This is a genomic window from Nonomuraea sp. B208, assembly GCF_057536035.1.
Window position 1 is genome coordinate 151374 of sequence record NZ_BAAJOU010000025.1, and the last position, 26074, is coordinate 177447.

Sequence of the window (26074 nt, forward strand, 5' to 3'; positions counted from 1 at the left end):
TGAAGTCCTTCCAAGCATGTCGCGTGTGTGCGGAAGACCGAGGGGCCGCCGGAAGTTGCCGCTTCCTGCGGCCCCGCTGAGCATCAGGCCGCCTCGCTGCTGGTGGCCTTGTCCGTCTGACCGGAGTGCAGCCGCTCGCAGTCGGCCAGGTACCGAGCAGCGGCGTTGAAGATCTCGCGAGCAACGGTCACGTCGTGGTCGGTCACCGGCCCCGAGGTCGAGACGGTCACCGACGTGTCCGAGGTGTTCAGGTCGAGGCAGGGCTTGCCGGTGTCCCCGAGCCAGGCATGCACCCGCAGTTCCGCCGAGCAGAAGGAGACGCTGAACCGCGACGGCTGACCGGGACGCATGGAGACGGTGACGTAGGTGTACGGGCTGAGCGTCATCGACCCGCCACCCCCGGCCCGTTCGGCAGGCCGTGGAACATGCGCTCCACCGCACCGGCGAACATGGCGGCCTCGCGCGCCAGACTCCGGGCGAACTCGACGTCGTCCAGGGTGACGTGATCATTGGCCGAGGTGGTGACGAGCACCTGTGTGCCGCCGAAGACGAGCCCCAGGACCGGCGAGCGCTGCGGATACGGATGGTTCCGCACGTCAGCGCCCTGGCCGGCCTTGAGGGCGATCGTGCTGACCGGACGGACCCTCCGCCGCCCCATCACGCCGCGTCCTTGGCAGCGGCGTTCGCCTTACCGGCCGGACGAGGAGCCCGCATCTCACGGACCTTGATCGAGTACGCCAGCCGTCCGGCCTGGTTGACGTACGGCGTGGCGGTCATCTGGTCGAACTCGACCGGCGTAAACGGCATCCCCGCCATCGGAGCGGGAGGAACCGGCTGCACCGGGCTGAGGATCTTGACGGACACGGTCTTCTGGGCCGCCTTGAGCGTCGGGTCCGCGTCCATGACGCTGACCTGCCAGACGAGCTCTCCGCTCTGCTTGTCGCGGGTCTGGACGAAGCGCCCGTTGGTCGAGGCGTCGAAGTCCTTGACGGGCTCGACCTCGCCCACGATGTAGCAGCCGTGCGGGAAGACCATGTCGAACGTGACGGGGATGGGACCTTGCAGTGCCATGAGGCTTGCTCCTAACTAGTCGTCTTGTCGCCAACTCGTCTTGTCGAGTTGTCATGAAGGTATCCGCAGCTCAGCGACTTGACAACACGAGTTAGCGGGATTCTTTCAAGATCTTTTCCGGGCTCGCGACAAATCCATCCATAAGCCATTGCGACATAACAGTTGGATCGGTTTGAATGACCACCAACTCCACGTGATCTCCACGACTCATGCGGGGACCATGTGGCAGTCGCGCCGATATGGGACCGTGCAAGGAGTGTGCGAGATCTCGAAATTACGGTACGACCTGAACCACGCTCGCGACATGTCGATCAGGAGCGAGCCCGACGACGAGCCCATGGGGCCGCCACCACGCGTGCGAGGGACGCGGTGGATCGAAGTCGCCAAAGCCCGTAATCGGCAGCTAGCCAGACATAGGCTGACCGCGGCCGAAGAAAAAGCCCTGTTGCGGCGCATGGCACTAAAACGGGCTTGGGAGCAGGAACAGGAGCGCCGCAGAAACGGGCTCTGAACTATAGGGAGTAAGAGTCTTCCAGCTCGTGGAGGTCACCGGGGAGCACCAAGTCCACGACGAGCACGGGCCGCCCTCCTCCATTGAACACACTCGCCAGCACACCGAGAACGGGCGTCGTCCTGCGGACCTCCATGAGCTTGGCTTCGTCGGCTGACGGATGCCGAGCACTCAGCCGCTCGACAACGTGCTGGAGTTTGACGCCTTTGCTCGCCCGTAGATGCTCCCTGATGCCGGCGGTGAGCGGCCCTGTCTCGCCGAGGTCCGTTCCCTCTGCCTGATGCGCCGGACACCACACGGTCAAGAGGTCAGTCGGCCGCTCGCCATCGCGAAAGAGAACACGGCGCCGCATTACCGTGGACCCCTCCGGCACGTCCAGCAGTTTGGCGACCGCGCCGGTAGCCGCTAGCGATCCAGCCTCGATGACCGTGCAGTTCTCATCCGCTTCCACCCGATCCAGAACAGCCCGACCCGGACGTGAGTTCTGGTTGGACGCGCCCGGTGGGGCGGCCTTCACGAAGGACCCCTTGCCGTGCTCACGCTCGATGACTCCACGGAGCTGGAGCACTTGGAGAGCGCGGACGACGGTCGGCCGGCTCACCTTGAACTCGCGGACAAGCTGCGTCTCGGAGGGCAGCAGGGAGCCGGGCGGATAGGTCCCGTCCGCGATCTTCTGCCTGATCGCCTGCACGATCTGGGCGTACTTCGGTGGCGCGAACTCTTCAGACGACATGACGACCATCCAACAACTCGACTTGTCGTCAAGCGTAATTGGAGATGGACGCCCTGTCTTCCTCTCTGTTTCAGGAAGCGTACGGACTGGTGGAGGAACCATCTGACTGCGCAACAGACAGTCCCTCCACCAGCACCAAGACGCGACGGCCTGGCACCCCTGTACTCGCCGGCCGCCGCGCCCGCTTACTGGGCCTCGCCGTTGAGAAGGGCGATCCAGACCTCGTGCGTCTCCTTGCACCGCCAGCGATACGTCTCGTGGATCGCCTGCACCGCCCCGTCGAGACGGGTGATCCGGCGGATGTAGGCAAGGCCGGCCTCGCGGCACAGCTCGTAAAACGTGTCCTCGCAACCACAGGTGTACTCGACCACGCGCGGAGGATCTTGCTCGCGAGCAACCTCACGCCAAACCAAGCGCATCTGGTTCGGACGAGGCGGACCGACGTGAGGCGCGAAACAGCCGACATAGATCTTCACAGCGACGCACCCGCCCGCCCGGTCCCGTTGCATCGCCAGCAGTTATCGCGGTGCCGGCCGTCCCCAGCGGCATCGTCTGAGCTGTTCTCGGCCACTACCACGGTCCGGCGGAGGCTGACGTATTTCCAGCCCCGGCCTGAGCAGGAGTTACACGGCGCAGTCATGGAACGAGGATTGCCCGAGGACCTGTCACGTCTCGATCGCCCCCGAGCACCGTCTGTAACCGACTAGTCTCTGTTCGTCTCCTCTTTGTCTCGTCCGAGACCGTCTCTGTCGCTAACCTGGGCCTGTATGGCACCCCAGCCCAAGGCGCGGATCATGACTGACCAGCCGATCCTGTTGAAGACCCTCCTGACGCAACGCCATTGGCAGACCTACAGCACGTTCTGTAAGGAGTACGACAAAGCCGCCAAGAAGGTGGACCCGTCATTGCAGGGTGGCTGGCCGAGCCGCGCGCAGCTCCACCGATGGCTGAACGGGGAACTCAAGGGCTTGCCGTACTCAGGCCACTGCCGCGTCTTGGAGGCTATGTTCCCGGACAAGTCGGCACATGAGCTGTTCTCGCCGACGGCCGCCGAGATCCCCGCGCAGAGAACAGCACCGGAGCCAGACAGAAGCGCCGGCCCCGACACCGCAGCCTGCCTCATGCCGCAGATGGCCGATGTAATCGCGGTCTTCAGCAGCCGCTCAGCCTTCTCCTCCGCTTACCCGGCCTCGTCGATGTTCGATGACGCGAAGGAGATCAATGCAGCAGGTTTGTCGCTCAACATCCTCTGCCAGAGCTATCCGGACCATCAGCTCAGGCGTCTGCTGGACTCCGGTACGCGCATCCGCTGTCTCTTCCTCGACCCGAAGGGCCAGGCGATCCGCGCCCGCGAAGCGGAAGAGGGCTACACCGACAACACCCTGACGACCCTCACAGCGCTCAACATCAGCATGCTGACCAGGCTGCGCGATCGGCTCAACACGAAGTCGGCCCAGCGCCTCGAACTCCACGTCTACGACGAGACAATCCGATTCAACCTGCTCTTCGTGGACCGGGCGTTGTGCGTGGTCCAGCCGTACCTGCCGCAGGCACGGGGAGTCGATTCACCGACCTTCGTGATCAAAGACAACACCGCCGCAGAGGGGCTGTTCCCCATCTTCGACCAGGTGTTTAGGGATATGTGGGAGCGGAGCGAACCTGTATGACCATCGATGCCCGAACACTTCTTCCCATCGCCGAGCGCGCCGTGTCGATCGCCAGCGAAATCATTCGAACCAAGGATCCCGGCGTTATCACGGCAAAGGGCGACCGGGACATGGCGACGGAGGTGGACTTCGCCGCAGAGCAGGCCGTACGGGAGTTCCTATCCCGCGAGACACCAGAGTTTGGGTTCCTGGGAGAGGAGGAGGGTGCCAGCCGCAACGATAACGACCTCACGTGGGTGCTCGACCCACTCGATGGGACCGCGAACTTCACTCATGGCATCCCTCTGTGCGGGACTTCGCTGGGCCTGATTGATAAGGACCGTGCAACCTTGGGAGTGATCGATCTGCCGTTTCTCGGCCTGCGTTATGTCTCCGCCGAGGGATTCGGGGCAACCGTGAACGGCGAGACCATCGGCGCCAGTTGCACTGAAGTGTTGGACGCGGCCATCGTGTCGGTTGGCGACTACGCAGTCGGCAGCATGGCCGCGGAGAAGAATCGAATACGGCTGCCACTCAACTATCAACTCGCCACGCGTGTGCAGAGAGTGCGGATGTACGGCTCCGCTGCTGTTGACCTGGCATGGGTAGCTGATGGAAAGTCAGACGCGTGCATCATGCTATCGAACAATCCATGGGACACCACTGCAGGCGTTGCGATTGCGCGTGGGGCTGGGGCCGTTGTCGTGGACTTGGACGGCTCGCCGCACTCTCCCACATCCGCAGCGACAATCGCAGCCGCACCTAAACTCGTGGCCGACCTTGTCGAACTAATCGCTGAGGTAGTTAAGGACGACAAGCCGCGCTAGCCCCGGACTCTCGGAGCCGGGGTATGAGCCGATCGGGTGGGCGCTCAACAGTGGACGCCAGGTGCGCTAGGAGCGCATCGCTGATCTTGGAGGCCTTGTGGCTAAAGTTCGGTCATCTCGCCGCATAGAACGCGCAGGGGTTAATGCACTGCGAACTCTGCTAGAAAACCATGATCACCTTGTGCAGGAGATAGATGGTGGAGCAGATCACGGCGAGGATGTCTTTGTTATTTTCACGAGGAACCGCCGCAGAACCGGCTACGTGGTCGCCATTCAGGTCAAGAGCGGCAAGAAGTATAAGCGATCTAACGGATACGCTATTCCCGTCGGTGATCACGCAGAAGACTGGCGCCGGAGCAAGATCCCAGTACTGGGCGTCGTCTACGACCCGGAGAGTAGAGAACTATTTTGGGTCAACCTGACAAAAATACTCAACGAATACACGACTGCACTCTCATGGGTCCCGGTTCCCCTAGAAAATGAGCTCACGGATAGCAGCATTAGGGGGTTTATTGCCCATTTGGAATCCTATATCGACGACGAAGGCATGAGGGTGCAGCGTGAATCCGTTGCCCTCATGCTGGAGAAAGCAATCCGCGCTCGCAAAAGTGGACGGGTCGGGTATGAGGTCAACGAATCTAATCCTCTTTTCGAGCATTTCGTCGATACGGCCCTTAAACACGAGAAGCTTCTGAAGAAGATTCTGCGATACTCTCCGCTCGCCGCTTTGAGTAGTTTAATGGTCATAGAGTGGCCATATCAGGTAAGGTTCGTTGAGATCTATTCGGATCTGAATCCAACCGTATGGATACTCAATGTTTACTTTTTCACATACTTGCTGGCATTGACTGTATTCTTCGAATTCAAGGCAGGTCGCATACCTCGATTTGCAGGATACTTCCTCACGCTAATTTTGACTAATTTTTATGTGAACCCGTTCTTTGTTGGCGACGGGAAAGAGGACTCCTGGTGGGGAAACATATGGATTTTCGTAGGGGTATTTATGCCAACATTCGGATACAAGCTGATGATCTTCTCCTATGTCCGGGACGCTTTGGATAGGAGGCGGCAGAAAGCGAAAGCATCTGAGGACAAGCCTTGAGCGGGCTCAGTTGCCGAGTTGTTCTTATAGATATCAAGGCGGCGGCGCACGCGCCGCCGCGCGGCCCGAGCTTGCGGGCCGCGCGCTGCGCGTGCGGCCTGGGGGCCGTTCTCGCGCGCGCCCGCCACTCGGCCCGCAGAGGTATCGTCGTGTTCCACGTTGTACCGTCTTGCATCGCGAAGTTCGTGAAGAGCACGACCAACTTGCAAAGTTCCGCTAGCCTTCACAGCAGTGTTCCATGCATGGACGGAATCCGTCCATGCATGGAACGTCGCGGGTGGAACTTCGTTTACCAGGTGATTAGCGGCAGCTTCTTCACCGCGACAAAGGTGCCCACCGCTGCAGCAAGTGCTATCAGCAGCAGGCACATTCGGACGGTACGGCCCCAGTTCGTGGCCGCGAACCGGGCCGTCCGTCCGATCTCCTCGGATGCTCCCATCTCCCCTCCTCTCTCACATCAAAAAAGCGCTGCAAGAAAACCACGCTCAGGTGATCTCCGACATCCCCTGCGTAGGTTCTTACAGCGCTTCGCACAACCGACAGCGTTCGGCCACGCAAAGACATCTCCTGCCTTGAGTTCGGCCGATCGAACTCAGTCACGTCGGAGGTGACAGGCAAGGGAAGTGGTGTACTCCCTGCGTGAGCCAAGGCCAAGATATAGGGAGCTCATCCCGCAATGTAGCCAAATCCAAAAAGCCGCCTCCGGCAGGGCTCTCTGGCTCCGGGATGACCGTCGAGCCTCGCGTTAGGGACAGAGGTGGCTGAGGTGGAAGCCTGATCATCCCGCCCACCATCGACCCGGGACAAGCCGAGCAGACCAGGGCCACGGGGCCAAGGTCGTTCCTCCAGTTGGGGGCTCCACCTTGTCCCCGTGGCCCTGGCCCGCTTCCCCTTCGGGCGGGTCGACGGCAGACGGGATGATCAGGCGGCCGGCGTGTGCGCGTCGCGTGAGAAATACCAGGCCGCGGGCTGATCGTCGTGCCATTAGCGTGCCATTAAGGGCGGTGACGAGGGGTCAACCACGGTCACTCATGACCGGTCTCAGCCGCAGGTCAACGCCCGTACGAGGCAAGATCCCTGCAATTCCCAAGCTGACAGCGCGGGTTCGATTCCCGTCACCCGCTCTCACTATGAAGGCCCAGGTGGGGACGTTGATCCCGACCCGGGCCTTAGTTGTTTCCTGCCTGGTTCGATCTTCGTGGGCCATTGACGGGCCATTAGCTCCTGATCAGCCTGCCGGGACCAGTACGCCCGCAGTGCCCCTCGTCATCGTCGCGACCTCCGAGTTGCCGATCAATGGCGTTGGTGATCGCCTCGTCGGCTCCTCTGACCGCGTGCTGGTGGATCATGGCCGCCCGTACGTCGTCGTGTCCCATGCGCGCCATGAGGTCCTTGAGACCCGCGCCGAGCATGTTCCCGGTGTGGCGCAGGTCGTAAGTGGAGCCCCGGCAGGCCCATCTCCGCGACGACGTCCACCCACCGGGCGCGGTGTTGAAGCCGCTGCGGCGGATCGGGCCGCCCTTGGCCCCTGGGAACATGAGGGCGGCAAGGTCGTCCTGCACGTACGTACTGATGTGCTCCTGGCGGATTGCCGGCCGTCCGGCGTCCGGCCTTAGACTTGGGAGGCCCCAGCACCAGCCCGCCCGTGGAGCGCTCGACGAAGGCGACCCGGACGCGGACCGTACGCGCCTTGAGATCGACATCCATCCGGCGTAGTGCGCTGACCTCACCCCAACGCAGGCTCGCGAACGTGGCCAGCAGCACCATCGCGCGGAACCGCCGGTCCTGGGTGGAGTCTGCCTTTCCCTTCATGGCCATTTTCCACAGTGGGCGCTCAGCGGCAGCACGCGTGTGGAAGGTTTCCGGATGGGCTCGCGAGCCACCAGGGTTGCAGTTCGGGTTGCAATACGATGCCGTTCACAGCTGTTCGGTGTGGACCTCACAGGCCCTCTGACCTGCATTTGAATCTTTTTCATCCTCGTGCGACCTCGTAGTCCTGCCCGAGCGCATGTGAAGATGACCGCATGATCGAGACGAGCCGCGGGGAAAAGCCTGCGGTACGCAGAGCCGCGTACGTGGGTGCGACGCTCCTGGCTGGCATCCTTGTCGTGGCCCTGATCTGGGCTGAGGACCTGCGCTTCATGCACTCGTCAGGGGATATGGAGGCGGTCGCCCGCACCTTGGAGGAGGGCGTCGAACTCAGGGATCAAAGCATCGGAAGCCTCTCGTTCGAGTTCGTCCGCCGGGAGGACGAACAGGTCTACTTCTACCGAGGCAAGGGGTGGGGAGGGGACGGCTACGGCTATGTCTGGAGCCCCGTGAGCCGACCGGGCGATGTCCGGCACGTGAAGGGGCCTTGGTACGAGTTCCGGGACGACGCGCACCAGTGAGCTGCTCCGCCCTCAGGCGGCCTGGGCGACGCGGGGGTTTGGAAGGACGGCGATGGCCTTGCACAGGGGGCCGGCCTTGGACGGGCTGCAGCGTAGCTTTCGGAGGATCTTCCAGCTCTTCGGCTGGGCGTTCGCGCGTTCGCCAGGTCCGCGGATTTTGGCGTGGGCGCGGTTGGCCTGCTTCTGAGATTCAGGCTTGTCCTTGCCCTTGTACGGGGTGAGAACCGGACCTTCGGCCCCTTGATACGCCTTATCCGCCAAGGTGACGATGCCCGCCTGCTCCAGTGCACGCAGGATGCCCCAGATGCGAGCAGCGCTCAGATCATGGGCCTTGCCGGGGCAGGGCTCCAGACGTCCACAGGAAGTGCCGTCCGGGGAGGCGATGACCTGGACGTTCATCCCGTGCACCCGGTGCTTGCCGGAGAAGTACGGCCGATCGGCGGCGATCCGGTCGGTGCGGATCAGCGTGCCGTCCAGCACCAGGTAGTGCATCCCGTCCCGCTTCGCCTTGCGCAGCGCCTGGCCCAGCTTGGGCGAACGCGCCGACAACAGTGCCACCGTCTCCTCCACGTACCGCCACGCGGTTGCCGTTGACACCCCGAAACCGGCCGCGAGCTCGGTATAGGTCTCGCCCTTGCGCAGATAGACCAGGACCAGCAGCGCTTGGCGCCCCGGGTTGAGCCGCCGCCAGGCCGACCTGATCGCCTTGCGGTGCCGGCGGATCACTCCGGCGACGTAGTTCAGGGTCTGATGCGACAAATCGACGGCAGCACGATAGAAAAGCATCCGAGGCCCCTGATTGTGACGGATCTGGTTGTGGTGATCAATCCATCTACCAGGGGTTTCTTACGCCGTCAGGCGAACGCCAGGCTCGCGATCACGCTGTGACCAGCGCCCCGCCGCCAAGGGGATGCAAAAGCCTCATTGAACGATCTGGAACGGCCTGAACTGGATCTTTTGATCCGCATATTGGAGATCCGCTGACTTCCAAGACACCTTCGCCGCGCCAGTGCCCCGACGCGCCGCCATACGGCTCACCAAGCAGGTACGAGGGCGGGCTTGCCAGCGGATCACCACGAGTATCGGCGGCTCACGCGGGCACTGGCAAGTGCGTGCCCATCGCATGCCCGTTCGGAGAGCGATCAGCGGGGAGTCACAGGGACTCACGGTCACTCGACGGACGGATGCCCAGGTCAGCGTTTCACCTGGTCGGAGGGCATGATCTTGAAAGAGTTCCCAAGCTAATAATGCAGGTCGCTCTATTCCATGCCAGTTTTCCTGGATCATTCAGGGTTCAGCCAACATTGAAAGGATGAACTCGTTGATTTGAGCACGGTAGGATAACATGGCGGCTCAGGCCAGATCTGCAGAAAGTAATGATCACCTGGGTCGACCCAGTTCTCTTCGTCCATTCCTCTGATGTGGTATCGCAAACGATATGATCCGGGACCGGCGGGCAGCGGAGGAAGAGAATGCGTCCTCCCTCCTCCCCACTCCTGCAGCGAAAGCCGGCCCGATGGGGACTCGTAGCTGATCTCGACGATGTCTTCGTAGCCATCGAGGTCGGCACCCGGATCCCGATCGGCGACAGCCACCGTGAACTCCACAAGTCCCCACTGAGGGCCCACGATCAAGATGGCCTTGCCTGTCTCCACTCGGATGATTCCCACAGGGTGGCCCGGCACGTCGTCAAACTGGCCGGCCGTATCACACCCCTCGTCCACGAGATAAGCCTGGCTGTAATCCACCTCCACCTCCAGCTGCTTGATCTGCACGACAGGAGTTTCGTCTCTGGTCATGGACGGGAAGCATAAATTCCGCCACCGACAAGATCAGCTATCAGCGGCAGCGCAACCCGACTGCCGTCAAGGAATGGACGACGAGCGAGTTTCCCGTGCCAGATGCGTGCCAGAACAGGCGGGGACCCACGGTCATTCACGGGGGAATCACGGGGACTCGACCCACCCTGACCTGCACTCCTGTTTTCCCAGCTCAGGGCAGCAAGGTCAGTAGATGATCCCCAAGCTGGCAGCGCGGGTTCGATTCCCGTCACCCGCTCCCAGCATGTGGAGGCCTTGCCTGCGCCGCGCCCCTGCCCACGACGCTCACGATCAAAGCCGCATGAGCCCGGCAGCAGTTGGCCGGAACCCACATCGCGCATAGAACTCTTCGAGATGCGGCTCATAGTCGACGTGCAACCACCTGGCACCACGTGAGCGTGCCTCCTGAGCGGCACGCTGCACCAAGCGCACGCCCACCCCCTGTCGACGAACTCGGGGGTGCACGGTGGTATCGAGAATGAAGGCATGAATACCACCATCTGTGGCCACGTTGACGAAGCCCACCAGCGCACCCTCACGGTATGCGGCCACCCAGCAGAGACTGCGGGCCAGCATCCCCGAGAACGAAGCAGGACGATAATCAGGCCACGACGCCCCGAACAACTCGTTCAGCTCCACGTCCCCGAGCGCGGGGCCCACCTCCAACCTGATCTGGTTCTCTGAAGCCTGTTCGCTCATCACCATGCCGAGCAGGGTGCCATAGATGCCTCCGGCGAGGGCACTCCGGCTCCGGGATGATCAGGCGGACGGCGTATGCGCGTTGCGCTCCCACTCGACCTCGTCGTATTCGTCGATCCACACTTCGGCGCCCACCTCCCCCAGGAGTTTGATCACGGGGGCATCCAACATGAAGCACAGAGCACCAACTCCTGGCCCGAGCAGGTCACGCGTAAGGTGCAGTTCGATCGTTGCCCCCTGCCTGGCCAGTGAACCGAGCTTGTCCGCAAGCCCAAGAAGAGGATCAGTTACTGTCCTGATGAGCTCCTCCAGTGAGGCCTCGTTGCCGTGAGCAGATGCTTCGAGTTCCCAATCGCCAGTATGGGTGACTGCTGAAGGCCGCACCCCTAATGCCTCAGAGATCTCGATGGGACTGTGCACATCGCTCATGATCCGCAATGTCGCGCTGTGTTCAACTCTCACGGCGCACAGGCTAGAGCTTTGTGATCAGGTCATGCCAGGTCGATGGCTCGTCGTCGGGCCATTGACGGGCCATTAAGAGGGGTGACGAGGGGACAACCACGGTCACTCAGGACCAGCTTGCCGCCCAGCTCAGTGCCCCAGTGGGCCGTGATCGATGCAGTTCCCAAGTTGACAGCGCCGGTTCGATTCCCGTCACCCGCTCTCAGCATGTGGAGACCTTGACTGCTAGGTCTTTCGCTTGGGGCGCTTCGCGCTCATTGCTCCAGGCCCTGCTTCCCAGGGGGCTCCGCCCCCTTTGACCCCCGGACGCTCGCTCCGCTCGCCAACCCCCAATCCCTCACGTTGCTCAGGTATACGGCTGGCAGGCCACGTCCTGACCCGAACTGATCACCTGAAGGATCACCTAGCCTGCGTCAGGGACTGGTAACGCGGCCAGACGAGGGTCCGCAGGGGTCCACACGTACGTGCCCAACCAACTCGCCGACCGTCGGCGCCCCGCAACCAGCCGCGATGAACCGACATCGTCCTTCCGCCGAGGCGTCTTACTTCTCGACTCCGTTCGAATCGTTCTGTCGTCTCAGAGCACGGATATAGCCCCAGCGCCAGATGAACATCACTCCGATCAGCCAGAAGAAGGCGAGCACGAGGGGGCGCGCTGTAAGGTACGCCGCCGTGATCCTTTCGGGCCCTTCAGTGATGTAGTCGACGACCAGCTCCACCAAGAAAAAGAGCACGATACCGGCAGTCCACTTGAGCAGGACACTGCGTGACTCTCTACTCCAGGCCTTCGGACGAATCGCCATACCCTTCGCCCTTTCGCCGTGGCCAAGTCGAGCATTCGATCTGTGTGGCTTTAACCTAACGCCTCCGGCGGGGCCTTCCAGCTCCGGGATGATCATCGCTTGGCCTGGAGTCCGCAGGTCGCTGAGGTGGAAACCTCGTCGCGCGAGAAACACCAGGCCACGGGCTGATCGTCGTGCCATTAAGGGCGGTGACGAGGGGTCAACCACGGTCACTCACGACCGGCCTCAGCCCCAGGTCAACGCCCCTGCAAGGCAAGATCCCTTCAATTTCCAAGCTGACAGCGCGGGTTCGATTCCCGTCACCCGCTCCAACTGCATCGCCTTCCGCTTCCGAGCGCTTCGCGCATGTAGGGCTCCAGACAGCGCCTCCCAGGGGGCTCCGCCTCCTTCGAACCCCCGGACGGTCGCTCCGCTCGCCATCCCCCGTCCCGCCCGTTGCCCGGGTAGGTGGCGCGCAGGCGACGGCCCTACCCGGATGGAGAGTCATCTAGCCTGCGCGGGTGACTGCTAACGGTGGCCGGACGGCTGGTGCGCGACCACCACGCCCACGACAGCGGAACATCGACAGGCCCCCAGTAGCTTGGCGCCCGTGGAGGAAGAACATCCCGGCAGACAACCGGTGCAGTGGCCAGAGCGACGCAAGGACGTGCTCGAGGCACTACGAACCCTGAGTGCCCGGGACTACCAGGACCAACACTGGCGATCCGGGAAAGGATGGCCGGACCTCACCGCTGCCGTGCACTGGCTCATCGACGACACCTTCATTGACCAGCACGGCGCACGAGCGCTGATTCCCCACCTCTTCCTTGATCAACGAGAAGCCGACCTCGTGCAGATGGTGGTCGATGCCCTCTTGCGCGTGCTCGATGACCTCGGCCCTACCGCTCCGGACAACGCCTATCTCGACCATCCTGAGTGGATCAACGTCCTGAACTCGGCTGGCGCCGCCTACCTGGCCTTGTCCGCCGACAAGCACGGTTCGTAACCAAACTCTGCGTAACGCCCTCGCACATTGGAGCGTCAGGCGGCCGGCGTGTGTGCGTCGCGCGAGAAACACCAGGTCCCGGGGTGATCACCGTGCCATTAGAGGCCGTGACGAGGGGTCAACCACGGGCACGCACGGCCGGCACCCGCTCCGCGGTGCTGATGCCGATCTTGGTCGCGGCTGCGTCAATCGAGGTCAGCTTCACTCATCGAGATCGAGATCGCGTTCGGCCAGGTGGCTCCTGGCGCGGCGCGTCGCGCCGAAGGGCGAAGCCCCGCCCCGATGTCCCCGCGCCCCCAGATCCGGCGAGGTAGGGTCCAGGCCAGTGACGTGATCTTGGCGTACGAACGCGTCACGAGGGAGGTGGCGCGATGAGCACGCTTGAGGTACGACTGCGGCCGGTGGCAGAGGATGATCTCGCCATGTTCCGGCGTTTCGTCACGGAGCCTGGATTGATCGGGCTGGACTGGACGGGGTTCCGCGATGCGCAGGCACCGGCGCGGCGCTACGCCATCGACGGTTACCTGGGCGAAGCTGACGGCAGGGTCATCGTCGAGGTCGATGGCACAACCGCGGGCTTCATGAGTTGGCTGGCACAAGGGTTCGGGGTCTCCCGATACTGGGAGATAGGGATCGCCCTGCTTCCTGACTGGCGCGGGCGTGGCGTCGGCTGGCGTGCGCAGGCGATGCTGTGCGAGTACCTGTTCACTCACACTCCGGCCGAGCGTATCCAAGCGAGCACCCACCCGGAGAACATCGCAGAACAGAAGTCGTTGGTGAAGGCCGGCTTCACGCTGGAGGGCGTCCTACGCGCGGTGGAGTTCCGTGCCGGTCAGTGGCGGGACGGCTGGATGTACAGCAGACTGCGGAACGATCCGTCTCCGGCCATTCATTGAGCGATGGAATGATCATGCAGGAGCAGGGTGCGCGCCGCGCGGAAAAGACAAGGTCACTGGCTGATCGCTGAGCCATTAGTGGCATTCACCGGGCGCAGCGCACCTGTTGCCTAGGCCCTCTGTTGGACCTCGTATACCATCACACCATGGACATGGGAACGATATTCCGATTGGATCGAGGGCCTATTGTCGAAGAAGTCTTCCTGAGCAAGATTGAGAGACTCTGCTCGGCTACTTACACGAGTGCGCCATGGAGTTTGAATGAAGCGACTGCGGCTCATGCAGTTGACCGCATCCGCCGTCAACTCGCGCTACGGGAAGCTACCGCTTATAGTCACTGGAATCTCCCACAGGCTCTAAGTCCTCTTGCAGGCATACAGCCAGTTCATCCGGGCGCCAGGAAACCGTCGCCACTCTTTGATCAACCGGGGGCATCCGTAGCGGTCATGGCTTTCGGATTTCCGATCAACGGTGATACTGGTCCATTGATTTACGACGAATGGGCGCAGCCTTCGCCTCACGGACGCGAATGCCTCATAAGCATCTTCGCAACTCCCGGCGCCTGGGCAGTTGAAATTACCGTACAGCGCCTAATGATCATGTGTCAAGGAGATCGGGGCTTTGTCGTCCTTCCCGAAGGAGATGACGGCATCGCCTCTTTCCTGGAACGCCGGCGTTGGCACAAGACTGGGCGACTCTACGATGATTTGTCCGGCCTTATGCTCAACGTTTATACTGGCCCCTTGCGCTAATCCCGCACTTCGGCATCACACCGTTGAGAGGAGCGATCCAGACGTCCTGCGCCTCCTTGGACCGACGGGCGATATGTGTCCGCCGACGTGATCAAGGCAGTTCACCGACCGGCGCGACGGTATGCGTTCCATCGCCGGCGCACCGCCAAACGACGATCCCGTTTTCCCCTCCGGCGTGCAGGCCAAGATCGTGCGTTGCGCAGACGGGCCAGGCTATCCAGGTCAACTCCATGATCGTTTCTTGGACGACATCGGCGACCTGCGCGAGCGCCGTTTGAGGGTCGCTTCCCATGATGGGCAGGATGCCGTTGCCGTGATAGCCACCCTGGAACATCACCCAGGCACGGCCGCCCTTGTCCCAGTCATGGGTGACCAAGCGGAGCGTGCCGGTGATTCCTCGAGCGCGAACGTCGCGCTCCACGATTTCTAGCGCGTGCTCCAGCGTCGCCCATAGGCGAGGTTCGAGGGCGAAGGTCGGCTCGAAATTGGTGTCGCGGAGAAGACTCTCGCCCAGGCGGGTCAGATCGGCCGTGGTCAGCTGAGCGGCGGGGCGTCCGAGAAGCTCCTGCGTTGCCGGAGTGCTCATGCCCCATTCCTCCAGGCATGAGGCCAGTTCGAGGACGGGTTCGGCCTCAAGGCCGCCGTCACGCAATGCCGTATAGATACGGCAGCTCAAGTCGTCGACCACCTGTTCGGCTTGCTCTTCGGAGTGCACGATGCAGTGTTTCCTACTGCTTGAACCCAGGCAAGCAAGATCTTCAGGCGGGTCGACAATGGACGACCGATCCGGGTCGCCCTTCTCCTTCCCCGGGGGCCGTTCTCGCGCGCGCCCGGCCCGGGCCAAGCAGATGGAGATTCCGCCTAGTCTCATGCCTCACAGATCAGAGGGTGTTCTTCAGATTTGGCATCGAATGCCCAGCTACCGAACCGAGTCCCGGAAGCCCAGCCCACCAGCCACTCGGTCATGGTTTCCTGGACCGGCGAATCCTCGTCGTGATGGCGAGCGACAATCATGATCGGCCATTCCTCAGGCTTACCTACCGTCATCCAGCCCATGGCGTCACCGTCGATGGTGCTGCCCCACTGGAAGAAGCCACCTGGCTCCGGCCACATCGCGAGCCGGAAGTCGTCCATCCACTCTGGAATCCGAGCGAACTGCTCGTCAGTGAGTGTCCGAAAGTCGAAAATCCAGAGCCATCGGGCGAACTGGCAGTCTCCATATCGCTCGATCAAGGCGATGTAGTCGGGCGGAAGGCGGAGATCGAGAGCTCGGAAGACCTCATCCCAACTGCGAACACCGAAGACGGGTGAGGCGGGCGGGGGAACGAGCGAACTGAGGCGCTCGAGCGCTGTCGGGTCGTAAGCCACGCGAGCGACTGTAACGACATGGAGTGTCAAAACCATGTCTCCGTCGGGGGCCTCCGACTCAGGGGCATCGCCACCGTATGTGGCTGAGGTGGAAATCTGCTCGTCCCGTCCGCCATCGACCCGGGACAAGTCGAACAGACCAGGGCCACGGGGCAGGGGTCGTTCGTCCAGTGGGGCGCGCTCCACCCTTGACCTGTCGCCCTGGTCTGCTTTCCCTTCGGGGGTGCGCGGCGCCACGCCAGGCTTCCGTTCTCAGATCGTGTCATGAGAAGCTGCCTGATGATCCGAACCGGAGCTAGGAGTCGATGGTGCGCAGGAGCTCGCAGCAGGATCCGCCACCGAGCGACGCTGAGACTTCCGAGTACATGCGGAACTTGGCCGAGCTCTTCGTTGAGCACGCGCGCGAGGACGGATACTCCTTCGACTGGGACCCGGCGTTCATTCACCACCTCGACAACTACTGCACCGAGTTCGCCGCCTCGAAGCCGTCTTCTGAAATCATCCACAGCGTGATCATGGGTGCGGGAGCGTATCTGGGCGAGATGATCGTCCGAAACAGCGACTGGAAATGGGTGTACTGCACGAACGAGAACGCCGCTGCTGTGGAAAGTCCTAGGGAACTTCGCGGCTATCCGCACAATAAGGTCGCCAAGCGGATCAACAACGGAGGCGAGCATGACCTTGAGGCGTTCTTCAAGTACGCCATCACAGGCGAGGCGCCACGCGGGACAGCGGCCCGTGTCATCAAGCCTTCGTGGTGGCAGCGATTGAGGTCAAGAGCCTGATCGTCGTTCAGGTCAGTCGCGGTGTCGCGGAGCATCAGTTCGAGCGTGGTGAGTGTTCAGCCGCCGGGGTTTCCCCACTGACGATTGGCAGCGAGAGCGGTCGAGGCGAGGGGCGAGCGTCGTCGAGGCGGTTGTGGGCCAAGCGCCGGCGTTCCGTCGGCAGAGCGTACGCGGTCATGGCCCTGTCCAGGAGATCCGCGTCGTGCCCGTGCGTGGCCAGGTGGTCGAGGAGCGGTTCGTACCGGTCGGGGCGGTCTCGTAGGAGCTCAGTGGCCAGCCGCAGTTCCAGGCGTACGGCAGGAACCCGGTAGGGGCCGCATGCGATCAGGACGTAGTGCTGCCAGGGGCCGCGGCCGATGCACTCCATGGCGTCGGAGTCGGTCTCCCTCTCGACCGTGCTGATCTCCACGTGAACGCCGTTCACCTCGTAGCGGGTGAAATACTGCGCGCTCTCGGGCAGCCAGGATGGCGTGTAGAGGCACGGGAAGGACGAGAGAGCGGCGGCGAACGCGTCCACGTCCTTGCGCCGGGCCACCAGGAGGTCGAGATCCCCGACAGGCAGCCGTACGCCTTGCAGCAGGGCCGCGCCGGTGCCACCCACGCGGTACGTCGGGTCGGCCCCTGCCGTGGTCAAGGCGGTGAGAGTTGCCTCCAACGCCGACGTGACCTCCACGAGCCCCAAGGTTGCCGCACCAGTTCCCATGACGGTCAGCGTGCCAGACCCGGCACGGCTCATGTCATACGCCGGGATCGAATGCTTGGGACCGTCCAGCCGCAGCCGGTAGTGCTGGTCGAGCCGGGTGAGGCGAGCAGCCCAGCCCCGCAGGGCGGGGCCTTTGCTTGGTCAGCGGGTTTGGCGCTGTGAAATGAGAGCGGTCATCGCGTGATCCTTCGTAGCAACGATTCCAAGAAGGAGAACGGCGATGACCGCGAGCAACAGTATGACGGCTGTCCGTGACGGCCGCAGCAGATTGAGACCGTTGACCTGGTCACTTGTGATCCGTGGCGGCATGTTGATGTCGGTCGCCCCGACCTGGACACTCCGCGGGCCGCGGAGTTCTCCCGGTTCGATCGCGGTCACGAACCTGCGCACAACCGCTCCGATCCCATCAACTGCACCCGCCCGCCGCTGCGCGCCGCGGCTTCCTGCAGCGCCCCCTCGCCCCGGTCGTCAGTAGCGCCGCCACCGCCTGGGGGTCCGTGCGGGTGGCCGCGACCAACCGTTGTGCCCACACTGCCGCCTCTCATGCGCGGCCGGCGTCGCAGCCGGGCTGCTTGCCATCGCGCACGCAAAGGCTAGGCGGGACGTCGGCGGACCTTGATGTCGCGCATGTCGGTCACCGCCACTCGCAGGACGTCGTACGCCTGCCCGTACGCGTCGAGTGCCGCGAAAGCGCGCCCGGTGGCGGCGCGCTCGTCGTCGTCCGGGCCGGCCGGCACCTGGCAGCGGAAGGTGAACGCCGACAGGGTGCCGTCGTGGGTGAAGGCGCCGCGCTCGGTGAAGGCCACCTCGGACGCGGCGAGCACGGCGGCGCGGCCGGCCTCGTCGAGGTCGCCGAACCTGCCGGAGATGATCACTCTGAACACTGGGGGGCCTTTCTGGCGGCGTACGTGAGGATGTGGCCGCCGAGCAGCTCCTCGGCGGTGTCGAGGATGTCGAGGACGGCGGCGGCGATGGTGTCGGGCCCCTCCCCGAGGGTCGTGCGCCTGCCGATCTCCGTGTACACGAGTGCGTGCAGGGCGCCGAGCTGCCAGGCCACCACGCGGGGCAGCGGGGCGGTGGGTGCGGCGCCGGTCTCCTCGGCGAGTACGGCGGCGAGCGCGTCGGTCATCTGCCGGCCGAGGTCCTCAAGCCGGGCCGTCAGCGTGGGCGCGGCCCGCATCATCTCGAAGACGCGGCCGAAACCGTCGGTCAGGCCCAGGCTGGGGTCGCGGCGCCGCACCTCGTCGCGCAGGGTGCGCAGCACGGCCGGTGCGGCGGCCTCGCCGGGCCGACGGCCGCGCACCATGTCGGCGAGCCTCTGAGGGGACGCCTCGTCGGGCGGCAGGACGAGGTTCTCCTTCGTCTCGAAGTAGTTGTAGATCGTGTTGGCCGACACCCCGGCGGCGGCGGCGACCTCGGCGATCGTCACGTGCTCGAAGCCCCGCTCGACGAACAGCGCGATGGCGGTCTCCCTGATGTGCCGCCGGGTCTCGCGTTTCTTGCGTTCCCGTAGTCCCTCGGAAGACATGGGGAAACTTTAACCAGACTCCATAGTTGGAGTCGACTGCAATTTTCTCCCCGTGATCGCCGGCCGACTGCGGCGCTAGGGTGAGGCGGTGATCAACAAGCCGCCCGGATTACCCTTCCTGGTCGTCTTCTCGGCCGCGGCGGCCGCGCTCCTGGCCGCGGCCAGCCACCCCTCCTGGTCGAAACTCGACGCGTTCCTGTACGGGCTCCCCGCCGGCTTTCTCCTGCTCACCTACTGGGCGATGCGGATGGCCTGGGCCGATCACAAGGGAACAGTGCCGGACGGCGTCTTCACCCGCTCGCTCATGCCGTGCTACATCTCCGCCGTCGTCCTGCTCGCCCTCGCCACCGGGGCGCCGTCCTGGGTCCGCTTCACGATCTCCGAGCCGGGCATGGAAGCCTACGTCAGAGCCGTGTACGAGAACCCCGGCCATGAACAATCGTGCCAATGGGCCGGCCTGTACCACGCATGCGACGGAACCCGGCACGAGAACGACTCCACAGGAGAGGGCGGCGTGGAGTTCGCCGTGCGAGACCCGTTCCTGCCCGACGGCAGGGGCTTCCTCTGGCTGCCCTCCGGCGAGCCCGGTGAGTACACGGACGGCGACGGCCACTACACCCACCTGACAGGCCACTGGTACAGCTACAGGTATGACCCCTCCTGGTGAGCCGGGGGCTGTTCCGTCAGGGCGCCGAACACGTAGGTTCCGGGAGCGTCCGGGTCGTCGCCGGCCCAGAACTCGGTCCAGTGGACGCGGAACTCCTCCCGGGTGAGGTGGCCGTCGCCGTCCAGGTCGAGGCGCGGGAAGATCTCGTCGGTCGCCGAGGGCGTCCCGTTCCACGTCGCGATGAGCGCGCCGTACTCCGAGCAGGAGATGAGGCCGTCGCCGTCGAGGTCGATGGCCTCGAACATCGCGTCGGCGGTGCCGGAGACGGCGTCGGTCAGGTCGCCGAGCCCGTCCACGACGCGGAGCACCTCGTCGAGGGAGACCCCGTCGTCACCGGTGGAGGCGGCCTTGAGCACCGGCCACCAACCGGTCATGACGGAGGCCAGCCGCTCCGGGTCGGCGGAGCCCGCGACGGCCGTCCAGCGGCGCGCCAGCGCCTGGAAGTCGGCCTGGGTCAGCCGGCCGTCGCCGTCCACGTCCATCGCCCGGAAGACTCCGCCGACTTTTCTCCGCTGGAACTCACTGGCCACATCCGCCTCCGCTCTTCGGGAGACTCCATGCTGTCGAGCCGCCACCGACCGTGACCATAGCCAGGTGAGTGACGGATCTGTCGCGTCGTCATGACAATCTGGGCGGATGCGACAAGTCACCGTCCTCGGCAGTTGTGGCGCCTTCCCTGAGCCAGGCCGTGCCTGCAGCGGTTTCGCGGTGGACTGGGACGGCTACCGCCTGGTGCTCGACCTCGGTTACGGCACGCTGCCCCGGCTGCTCGCGCACTGGCCGGACGGCGCCGTGGACGCCGTCGTCGTCACCCACGAGCACCCTGATCACTGCATCGACCTGCACGGGCTGTTCCGGATGCGGTTCTACGGCGGCGGCCCCGGTGCGTCCAAGGTGCCGTTGTACTGCCCGCCCGGCGTGCTCGACCGGCTCGGCGGCCTGGAGCCCGACGTCGACCTGAACGCGGTCTTCGACGTGCGTCCGCTGCCAGGGAGCCACAGGGTGGGCCCCTTCGAGCTGACAGGGCTGCCGCTCCCCCACTACGTGCCCAATGCGGGGATCCGCCTGGAGGCCGACGGGGTCGCTCTGGCGTACTCCGGGGACACCGGCCCCACTCCGGCGCTCGCCGAGCTCGGCCGCGGCGCCGACCTGTTCATCGTCGAGGCCACCGACCGGGACGGCGAGACCGGCCGCTCCCCGCGCAACCTCCTGACCTCGGCCGAGGCCGGTTACTGGGCCGCACGGGCGGGCGCGCGGCGGCTGATGCTCACCCACTTCTGGCCGGGCAACGACCGGGACGCCTCCGTGGCCGCGGCTCGACGCGCGTTCGGCGGTGACGTGCTGGCGGCCGAAGAAGACCTCAAGGTCACGGTCGGTACGCGAGCGGATTCCAGTGAGTGACGCGGACCTGCCGCAGCCATTCCTCCACGACCGCGCGGCGGGGCTGCGCGGGCAGCGGGGTGGGCGCGGTGTCGAAGGACTTCTCCGTGGACGTCAGCAGGGCGCGGGCCGCCTCGGTGTCTCCGTCGGCGACCCGCTCGCCGAACGCGCGGACGGTCTCGGGGTCGGACAGACGGATGGAGAGGTGCCCGGTCTCGTACAGTTCGCGGCCCTGGTGCAGGAGGCGGGCGAGATGCCGGGCGTGCTTGGCGGTGCGCTTACGGGTGTCGGCCGAGAACGAGCCGTCGCCGCGCTGTTCGAGCCGGCGGAACTGCTGGGTGGCGTAGCCCAGATAGGCGTCGCGGACGCGCGGCGCCGACAGGAACGCGTCCCTGATCGCGATGAGCTCGTCGCCGAGCGGCGTACGGGTCTCGTACAGGTCGTCCGGCAGCCACAGCAGCTCCATGACGGTCGGGTTGCCGCCGAGCGCGAGCGCGCACCACTTGCCCGCCTCGTGCAGCGTCCGGTCGGGACCGGTGGAGACCAGGCTCTCCTTGGGACGGGTCAGGCCGACCAGGTCGAGCGTGGGGGCGGCGTAGACGCCGAGCCGGTCCACGTCGCTGCCCGGCCCGGCCAGTCCGTACGCGGTCGAGCCGACAATCCCGGCGAGTAACACGTTCGCGGTCATAGTGGTCCTCCAGCCATCAGCATGGACGTGATCACCCCGGCGGCGCACGCGGTTTTCAGCCGGCCAGGCCCAGGAGGACCGCCGCGCCGCCCAGGGCGAGCGCCAGCGGGTAGGCCCACCACCGTGGGGCCGGGCCGTCCCTGAGGACCCGCAGCCCCAGCGGGACCAGGGCCACGCACAGGCCGGCGGTGGCGACGACGGACATCGGCCCGGTGCCCTTGAGCACGCCGAGCGGCAGGGCGCTCATCGACGCCAGGGCCACGGACCGGACGGGTCCGAGGACGCCCGCTCGCCACGTGCCCACGGCCAGCACGATCCACCCGAAGAAGATCGCGAACGACAGCGGCTGGAACACGTGGAACGCGCCGTAGGAGTCGGCGACGGCCTGCTGCGCCGGCCGCACCCCTTGGACGTCCACGAGCTGGAAGGCGAGATGGTTGACCCCGGCGTGGAAGGTCCTGGCGAACAGGCCGAGCAGGACCAGCGTCCCGCCCCACAGCGCCCACCTCGGCTGTGCCGGCCACACGCGCCGGACCAGGGCGATGACCGCCGGCCACAGCAGCACGTTCCCGGCGGCGAAGGCCCCGTACGACAGGCTCATCCTGGCCGGGTCGGCGGCGAAGGCGGCGAGCTGGGCGGGGAAGAAGCCGTCCGTGCCGGCGCGGAGCAGGACGCCGGCGAGCATCAGCACCGGCCCGAGGAGCAGCCCGGCCGCCTCGGCCCAACGGCCGGGGAAATCAACGGAGGGGGAGGTCATGCCGTCGATCCAACCGGTGGCGCCCGCGCCGGCGCATTGGCGCACGGACGAGCCTTCAGGGTGGACCTGGCACTACCATCCCGGTTCGGCCTGCAGATAGGCGAGGACCGCGAGCACGCGGCGGTGCCCGTCCACGGTCGGCGGGAGGCCGAGCTTGGTGAAGATGGCGGCGATGTGCTTGGCGACCGCCCCGTCCGTCACGAACAGCGCCCGCGCTATCGACGTGTTCGACCGACCTTCGGCGATCAGGGCGAGCACCTCGCGTTCCCTGGGCGTGAGGCGGTCCAGCGGGTCGCGGTTCCTGCTCAGCAGTTGCCGCACCACCTCGGGGTCGACCACGGTCGCGCCGCCCGCGACCTGGACCAGCGCGTCGGCGAACTCGGTGACCTTCCCGATGCGTTCCTTCAGCAGGTAGCCGACGCCGGCGCCGCGGCCGGAGGCCAGCAGCTCGGCCGCGTACGTCTGCTCGACGTACTGGCTGAGCACCAGCACGGCCAGCTCCGGCCGGGCCGCGCGCAGCGTGAGCGCGGCCCGCAGCCCCTCGTCGGTGAAGGTCGGCGGCATGCGTACGTCGATGACCGCGATGTCCGGCTCGTGCTCGTCCACGGCGGCGGTCAGCGCGGCGGCGTCCGCGACCGCGGCGACGACCGTGTGGCCGAAGCGTTCGAGCAGGCTGACCAGGCCCTCCCGGAGGAGGACGGCGTCTTCGGCGATCACCACGCGCACGGAATCTCCACGCTCATCGTCGTCGGCCCGCCCGCCGGGCTCGACAGCGCCAGTCTGCCGCCCACCGCCGCGACCCGGTCGGCCAGGCCCGCCATGCCGGTGCCGCGCGCCGGGTCGGCGCCGCCGACGCCGTCGTCCCGGATCTCCACGACGAGCACCTCTCCGGTCAGGCGGCCGTGTACGCGCGCCCGGGTCGCCCGGCTGTGCCTGGCGACGTTCGCGAGGGCCTCGGCCACCACGTAGTAGGCGGTCGTCTCGACGGCGCCGGGCAGTCGCGGGAGGCGGACGTCCACCTCGACCGGCACGGGGGACCGCCCGGCCACGTCCCGTACGGCGGCGGCGAGCCCCCGGTCGGTGAGCACCTGCGGATGCACGCCGCGGATCAGCTCCCGCAGCTCGGCGAGGGCGCGCTGGGCCTCCTCGTGCGCCTCGGCCAGCTCTTCTGTGACCGGGGAGTCCGGCGGGAGGTCGAGCCGGGCGAGGCCCAGCCGCATGCTCAACGCGACCAGCCGCTGCTGGGCGCCGTCGTGCAGGTCGCGTTCGATCCTGCGGCGTTCGGCCTCGAACGACTCCAGCAGCCGGGCCCGCGAGCGCAGCACCTCGGCCAGCTCGTCCGGCGCGATCAGCGCCCTGGTCACGGCTCCGCGCGCCCCGGCCCAGGCCGTAAGGACGTACGCGGCCACGGGAAGCAGCAGCAGCCCCGCCCCGGAGACGGCCACGGCCGCCGCGAGGTCCCCGTCCCCCTCCAGAGGTTGCAGGACGGGCGACAGGATCAGCACCACGGGACCCGCCACGGCGAACCCGGCCACCACCAGGTCGATCCACCAGAGCGCGAGCAGGCAGACCACGCCCAGCACCGCCTCCCGCCGCGACAGGCCGCTCTTCCTGTCCGGCGGGACGAGGTCCACGAGCCGCAGCCGCCACCACTCGAACCTCGCCACGAGCGGGGTCAGCGCCGCCACGGCGACGAGCCCGGCGACGGCCGTCAGCGGCGCCGGCCCCACGAGGGACACCGTGGCCGCGGCGGCGGCGACCACGACCCCGACCACGACGCTCGCCAGCAGGTACGCGAGCGACCGCCAGGGCCAGACCGAGCGGAGGAAGGAGAGCGGCCGCCGGGCGAAAGCCTCCAAAGCGGTCGAGGTGCGCACGATCAGACGACCTCATCCGCGCGGGCCAGCAGCGCCCGCCGCTCCGCCTCGCTGTGCGTCCGCGCGGCGGCCTCGCGGAACAGCCCGGCGGCCCTGGCACGGTCACCGGCCCGCGCGGTGAGATCGGCCTCGGCGGCCAGGGCGAGCGGATAACCGTCCAGCGCGCCGCCCGAACGCGCCTCGGCGAGCACGGCCAGCCCCGCGCGCGGGCCGTACGCGTAGCCGTGGGCGACCGCCCGGTTGAGCTCGACGACCGGGTTCGGCTGGAGGGCGGCGAGCCGGTCGTAGAGGCGGGCGACGGCCGGCCAGTCGGCGTCGCCGGTCGCGTGGCAGGCGGCGATCCTGGCCTGCAGCACGTACGGGCCGGTGTGCCGCAGGTCGCGCAGCAGGCCGGTCGCCTCGGCGATGGCGGCGCGGTCCCAGCGGGTACGGTCCTGCCGGTCGAGCGGGACGAGCTCGCCGGCGGCGTCGCGGCGGGCGTCGCGCCGGGAGTTCTGCAGCAGGAAGAGGGCCAGCAGGGCGCGCGGCTCGCCCTCGCCGGGCACCAGGCCGGCGAGCAACCTGGCCAGCCGGATCGCCTCGGCCGCGAACGCGGGCTCCCCGTCGGCGTCGTAGCCGGTGGTGAACAGCAGGTAGAGCACCGCGAGCACGCCCGGCAGCCGCTCGGCCAGCGCGGGCCCGCGCGGCACCCGGTAGGGGATGCGGGCGTCGGCGATCTTCGTCTTCGCCCGGGTCAGCCGGCGGGTCATGGCGGACTCGCTGACCAGGAACGCCCGCGCGACGTCCCGTGTGGGCACCGCGCAGATCGTCCGGAGCGTCAGCGCCACCCTGGCCTCCATCGCCAGCGCCGGATGGCAGCAGGTGAAGATCAGGCGCAGCCGGTCGTCCACGACGTCCTCCCCCTCCTCCTGCGCGGGTCCGCCGGTGGCCGCGGTCAGCGCCAGCACGGCCAGCTCGCGCAGCTTGCGGCGTTCGACGGACGCCCGCCGCAGCTGGTCGAGCGCGCGGTTGCGGGCCACGGTCATCAGCCAGCCGCCCGGATTGTCGGGTACGCCGCTCTCCGGCCACCGCGACAACGCCTGGGCCAGCGCCTCCTGCGCGCAGTCCTCGGCGAGCGTCCAGTCGCCGGTGATCCGGATGAGCGCCGCGACGATCCGCGTGTACGCCTCGGCGGCCGCCTCCGCGACGGCCGCGTCGGCGGGATCTCTCCGGTCGGGTGCGGTCACTGCTCGAAGTCGGCCACCGGCCGGAGCTCCAACCGGCCGCCGCGCGCCATCGGATGCGCCCGCGCCACCTCGATCGCCTCGTCGAGATCGGCGCACTCCAGCAGGTCGAATCCGACGATGATCTCCTTCGTCTCGGTGAACGGCCCGTCGGACACCAGCAGCTCGCCGTTGCGGACCCGGACGGTGGTCGCCGCGGTCTCCGGCGCCAGCTGCATCCCCTGCAGCCGCTGCCCGGCCGCGTCCCGCTCGGCCACCCACACGTCGATGTCGGGGTAGGCGGCGGTGTCGGTGTCGGGCTCGGTGTCGGTGCAGACGAACATCATGTACTTCATCACGCTCTCCTTGGTCGGCTTCACCCTGATGACGTACGGCCGGGCCGGTTCCGGACAGATGCCGCG

At 66.0% G+C, this 26074-nt stretch carries 33 protein-coding genes; 10 read left to right on the forward strand and 23 right to left on the reverse strand.

Annotation, left to right across the window (positions count from 1 at the left end):
- Positions 1–83: 83 nt before the first annotated feature.
- From AC27IY_RS28705 to AC27IY_RS28725, 5 genes are all read right to left on the reverse strand, one after another.
- On the reverse strand, positions 84–386 hold the full coding sequence (locus AC27IY_RS28705; protein WP_487179797.1) for a hypothetical protein: 303 nt from the start codon (positions 384–386) through the stop codon (positions 84–86).
- Complete coding sequence (locus tag AC27IY_RS28710; protein WP_329586014.1) at positions 383–658, reverse strand: hypothetical protein; 276 nt, start codon at positions 656–658, stop codon at positions 383–385. Before AC27IY_RS28710 ends, AC27IY_RS28705 begins: the two co-directional genes overlap by 4 nt.
- Positions 658–1071, reverse strand: a complete 414-nt coding sequence (locus tag AC27IY_RS28715; protein ID WP_350773189.1) for a plasmid replication, integration and excision activator — start codon at positions 1069–1071, stop codon at positions 658–660. The genes AC27IY_RS28710 and AC27IY_RS28715 overlap by 1 nt, the downstream gene beginning before the upstream one ends.
- A 512-nt stretch (positions 1072–1583) precedes the next feature.
- Positions 1584–2315: a GntR family transcriptional regulator gene (locus AC27IY_RS28720; protein WP_329586020.1), complete on the reverse strand. Its 732-nt coding sequence runs from the start codon at positions 2313–2315 to the stop codon at positions 1584–1586.
- Positions 2316–2500: 185 nt separating this feature from the next.
- A complete protein-coding gene (locus tag AC27IY_RS28725) occupies positions 2501–2686 on the reverse strand; it encodes a hypothetical protein (RefSeq protein WP_091080276.1) in 186 nt (61 codons plus the stop codon).
- A 423-nt stretch (positions 2687–3109) separates the two neighbouring features.
- On the opposite strand from AC27IY_RS28725, the gene AC27IY_RS28730 reads away from it, so the two are divergent.
- The 3 genes from AC27IY_RS28730 to AC27IY_RS28740 all read left to right on the forward strand — a co-directional run bounded on the left by AC27IY_RS28730 (position 3110) and on the right by AC27IY_RS28740 (position 5890).
- Positions 3110–3982 (forward strand): DUF5919 domain-containing protein, encoded by an 873-nt coding sequence (locus AC27IY_RS28730; protein ID WP_487179798.1) that lies wholly within the window; start codon positions 3110–3112, stop codon positions 3980–3982.
- Entirely contained in the window at positions 3979–4788 is an 810-nt protein-coding gene (locus tag AC27IY_RS28735) for an inositol monophosphatase family protein (RefSeq protein ID WP_487179799.1), read from the forward strand. Before AC27IY_RS28730 ends, AC27IY_RS28735 begins: the two co-directional genes overlap by 4 nt.
- Positions 4789–4885: 97 nt before the next feature.
- Positions 4886–5890, forward strand: coding sequence for a DUF4365 domain-containing protein (locus AC27IY_RS28740; protein ID WP_487179800.1), 1005 nt, complete (start codon positions 4886–4888; stop codon positions 5888–5890).
- A gap of 1217 nt (positions 5891–7107) precedes the next feature.
- On the opposite strand, the gene AC27IY_RS28745 is transcribed toward AC27IY_RS28740, so the two are convergent.
- The gene (locus tag AC27IY_RS28745; RefSeq protein ID WP_487179801.1) at positions 7108–7452 is read right to left on the reverse strand and encodes a hypothetical protein; all 345 of its coding nucleotides are present in this window, start codon (positions 7450–7452) and stop codon (positions 7108–7110) included.
- Positions 7453–7914: 462 nt separating this feature from the next.
- On the opposite strand from AC27IY_RS28745, the gene AC27IY_RS28750 reads away from it, so the two are divergent.
- The gene (locus tag AC27IY_RS28750) at positions 7915–8280 is read left to right on the forward strand and encodes a hypothetical protein (protein WP_344217414.1); all 366 of its coding nucleotides are present in this window, start codon (positions 7915–7917) and stop codon (positions 8278–8280) included.
- Between the two features lie 12 nt (positions 8281–8292).
- Here the strand turns inward: AC27IY_RS28750 and AC27IY_RS28755 are convergent, their stop codons facing one another.
- From AC27IY_RS28755 to AC27IY_RS28775, 5 genes are all read right to left on the reverse strand, one after another.
- Complete coding sequence (locus tag AC27IY_RS28755) at positions 8293–9066, reverse strand: transposase family protein (RefSeq protein ID WP_487179802.1); 774 nt, start codon at positions 9064–9066, stop codon at positions 8293–8295.
- Positions 9067–9563: 497 nt separating this feature from the next.
- Entirely contained in the window at positions 9564–10079 is a 516-nt protein-coding gene (locus tag AC27IY_RS28760; RefSeq protein WP_487179803.1) for a hypothetical protein, read from the reverse strand.
- 312 nt (positions 10080–10391) lie between these two features.
- Positions 10392–10805 (reverse strand): GNAT family N-acetyltransferase, encoded by a 414-nt coding sequence (locus AC27IY_RS28765; RefSeq protein ID WP_449946663.1) that lies wholly within the window; start codon positions 10803–10805, stop codon positions 10392–10394.
- Positions 10806–10859: 54 nt separating this feature from the next.
- Entirely contained in the window at positions 10860–11228 is a 369-nt protein-coding gene (locus tag AC27IY_RS28770; RefSeq protein WP_487179804.1) for a hypothetical protein, read from the reverse strand.
- 575 nt (positions 11229–11803) lie between these two features.
- Complete coding sequence (locus AC27IY_RS28775; protein ID WP_487179805.1) at positions 11804–12160, reverse strand: hypothetical protein; 357 nt, start codon at positions 12158–12160, stop codon at positions 11804–11806.
- Positions 12161–12653: 493 nt separating this feature from the next.
- Here AC27IY_RS28775 and AC27IY_RS28780 point away from each other — a divergent pair, with 493 nt between their 5' ends.
- The 3 genes from AC27IY_RS28780 to AC27IY_RS28790 all read left to right on the forward strand — a co-directional run bounded on the left by AC27IY_RS28780 (position 12654) and on the right by AC27IY_RS28790 (position 14697).
- Positions 12654–13049 (forward strand): SCO4402 family protein, encoded by a 396-nt coding sequence (locus AC27IY_RS28780; protein ID WP_487179806.1) that lies wholly within the window; start codon positions 12654–12656, stop codon positions 13047–13049.
- 371 nt (positions 13050–13420) lie between these two features.
- Positions 13421–13945, forward strand: coding sequence for a GNAT family N-acetyltransferase (locus AC27IY_RS28785; RefSeq protein ID WP_487179807.1), 525 nt, complete (start codon positions 13421–13423; stop codon positions 13943–13945).
- A gap of 146 nt (positions 13946–14091) precedes the next feature.
- The gene (locus tag AC27IY_RS28790; protein WP_487179808.1) at positions 14092–14697 is read left to right on the forward strand and encodes a hypothetical protein; all 606 of its coding nucleotides are present in this window, start codon (positions 14092–14094) and stop codon (positions 14695–14697) included.
- 91 nt (positions 14698–14788) lie between these two features.
- Here AC27IY_RS28790 and AC27IY_RS28795 read toward each other — a convergent pair whose 3' ends face one another.
- Both AC27IY_RS28795 and AC27IY_RS28800 read right to left on the reverse strand, forming a co-directional pair.
- The gene (locus AC27IY_RS28795) at positions 14789–15412 is read right to left on the reverse strand and encodes a hypothetical protein (RefSeq protein ID WP_487179809.1); all 624 of its coding nucleotides are present in this window, start codon (positions 15410–15412) and stop codon (positions 14789–14791) included.
- Between the two features lie 152 nt (positions 15413–15564).
- A complete protein-coding gene (locus AC27IY_RS28800) occupies positions 15565–16065 on the reverse strand; it encodes an SMI1/KNR4 family protein (protein ID WP_487179810.1) in 501 nt (166 codons plus the stop codon).
- Positions 16066–16439: 374 nt separating this feature from the next.
- Between AC27IY_RS28800 and AC27IY_RS28805 the strand changes: the two genes are divergently transcribed.
- The gene (locus AC27IY_RS28805; RefSeq protein WP_487179811.1) at positions 16440–16850 is read left to right on the forward strand and encodes a hypothetical protein; all 411 of its coding nucleotides are present in this window, start codon (positions 16440–16442) and stop codon (positions 16848–16850) included.
- Between the two features lie 34 nt (positions 16851–16884).
- Here AC27IY_RS28805 and AC27IY_RS28810 read toward each other — a convergent pair whose 3' ends face one another.
- The 3 genes from AC27IY_RS28810 to AC27IY_RS28820 form a co-directional block, all read right to left on the reverse strand.
- Positions 16885–17484: a hypothetical protein gene (locus AC27IY_RS28810; RefSeq protein ID WP_487179812.1), complete on the reverse strand. Its 600-nt coding sequence runs from the start codon at positions 17482–17484 to the stop codon at positions 16885–16887.
- Positions 17485–18146: 662 nt separating this feature from the next.
- The gene (locus AC27IY_RS28815) at positions 18147–18437 is read right to left on the reverse strand and encodes a DUF6204 family protein (RefSeq protein WP_487179813.1); all 291 of its coding nucleotides are present in this window, start codon (positions 18435–18437) and stop codon (positions 18147–18149) included.
- Entirely contained in the window at positions 18425–19081 is a 657-nt protein-coding gene (locus AC27IY_RS28820; protein WP_487179814.1) for a TetR/AcrR family transcriptional regulator, read from the reverse strand. The genes AC27IY_RS28815 and AC27IY_RS28820 overlap by 13 nt, the downstream gene beginning before the upstream one ends.
- Before the next feature lie 88 nt (positions 19082–19169).
- On the opposite strand from AC27IY_RS28820, the gene AC27IY_RS28825 reads away from it, so the two are divergent.
- Positions 19170–19748: a hypothetical protein gene (locus tag AC27IY_RS28825; protein WP_487179815.1), complete on the forward strand. Its 579-nt coding sequence runs from the start codon at positions 19170–19172 to the stop codon at positions 19746–19748.
- On the opposite strand, the gene AC27IY_RS28830 is transcribed toward AC27IY_RS28825, so the two are convergent.
- Positions 19724–20323 (reverse strand): EF-hand domain-containing protein, encoded by a 600-nt coding sequence (locus AC27IY_RS28830; RefSeq protein WP_487179816.1) that lies wholly within the window; start codon positions 20321–20323, stop codon positions 19724–19726. The genes AC27IY_RS28825 and AC27IY_RS28830 overlap by 25 nt on opposite strands.
- A gap of 61 nt (positions 20324–20384) precedes the next feature.
- Here AC27IY_RS28830 and AC27IY_RS28835 point away from each other — a divergent pair, with 61 nt between their 5' ends.
- Positions 20385–21149, forward strand: a complete 765-nt coding sequence (locus AC27IY_RS28835; protein ID WP_487179817.1) for an MBL fold metallo-hydrolase — start codon at positions 20385–20387, stop codon at positions 21147–21149.
- Here the strand turns inward: AC27IY_RS28835 and AC27IY_RS28840 are convergent.
- From AC27IY_RS28840 to AC27IY_RS28865, 6 genes are all read right to left on the reverse strand, one after another.
- Positions 21115–21816 carry a nucleotidyltransferase domain-containing protein gene (locus AC27IY_RS28840; protein WP_487179818.1) on the reverse strand — a complete coding sequence of 234 codons (702 nt, stop codon included), beginning with the start codon at positions 21814–21816 and terminating at the stop codon, positions 21115–21117. The genes AC27IY_RS28835 and AC27IY_RS28840 overlap by 35 nt on opposite strands.
- Before the next feature lie 55 nt (positions 21817–21871).
- Complete coding sequence (locus AC27IY_RS28845) at positions 21872–22573, reverse strand: hypothetical protein (protein WP_487179819.1); 702 nt, start codon at positions 22571–22573, stop codon at positions 21872–21874.
- Between the two features lie 72 nt (positions 22574–22645).
- A complete protein-coding gene (locus tag AC27IY_RS28850; RefSeq protein ID WP_487179820.1) occupies positions 22646–23299 on the reverse strand; it encodes a response regulator in 654 nt (217 codons plus the stop codon).
- Positions 23287–24450, reverse strand: a complete 1164-nt coding sequence (locus tag AC27IY_RS28855) for a sensor histidine kinase (RefSeq protein WP_487179821.1) — start codon at positions 24448–24450, stop codon at positions 23287–23289. The genes AC27IY_RS28850 and AC27IY_RS28855 overlap by 13 nt, the downstream gene beginning before the upstream one ends.
- 2 nt (positions 24451–24452) lie before the next feature.
- Positions 24453–25676 (reverse strand): RNA polymerase sigma factor, encoded by a 1224-nt coding sequence (locus AC27IY_RS28860; RefSeq protein ID WP_487179822.1) that lies wholly within the window; start codon positions 25674–25676, stop codon positions 24453–24455.
- Positions 25673–26008, reverse strand: coding sequence for a YciI family protein (locus AC27IY_RS28865; protein ID WP_344207982.1), 336 nt, complete (start codon positions 26006–26008; stop codon positions 25673–25675). Before AC27IY_RS28865 ends, AC27IY_RS28860 begins: the two co-directional genes overlap by 4 nt.
- Between the last annotated feature and the right edge of the window lie 66 nt (positions 26009–26074).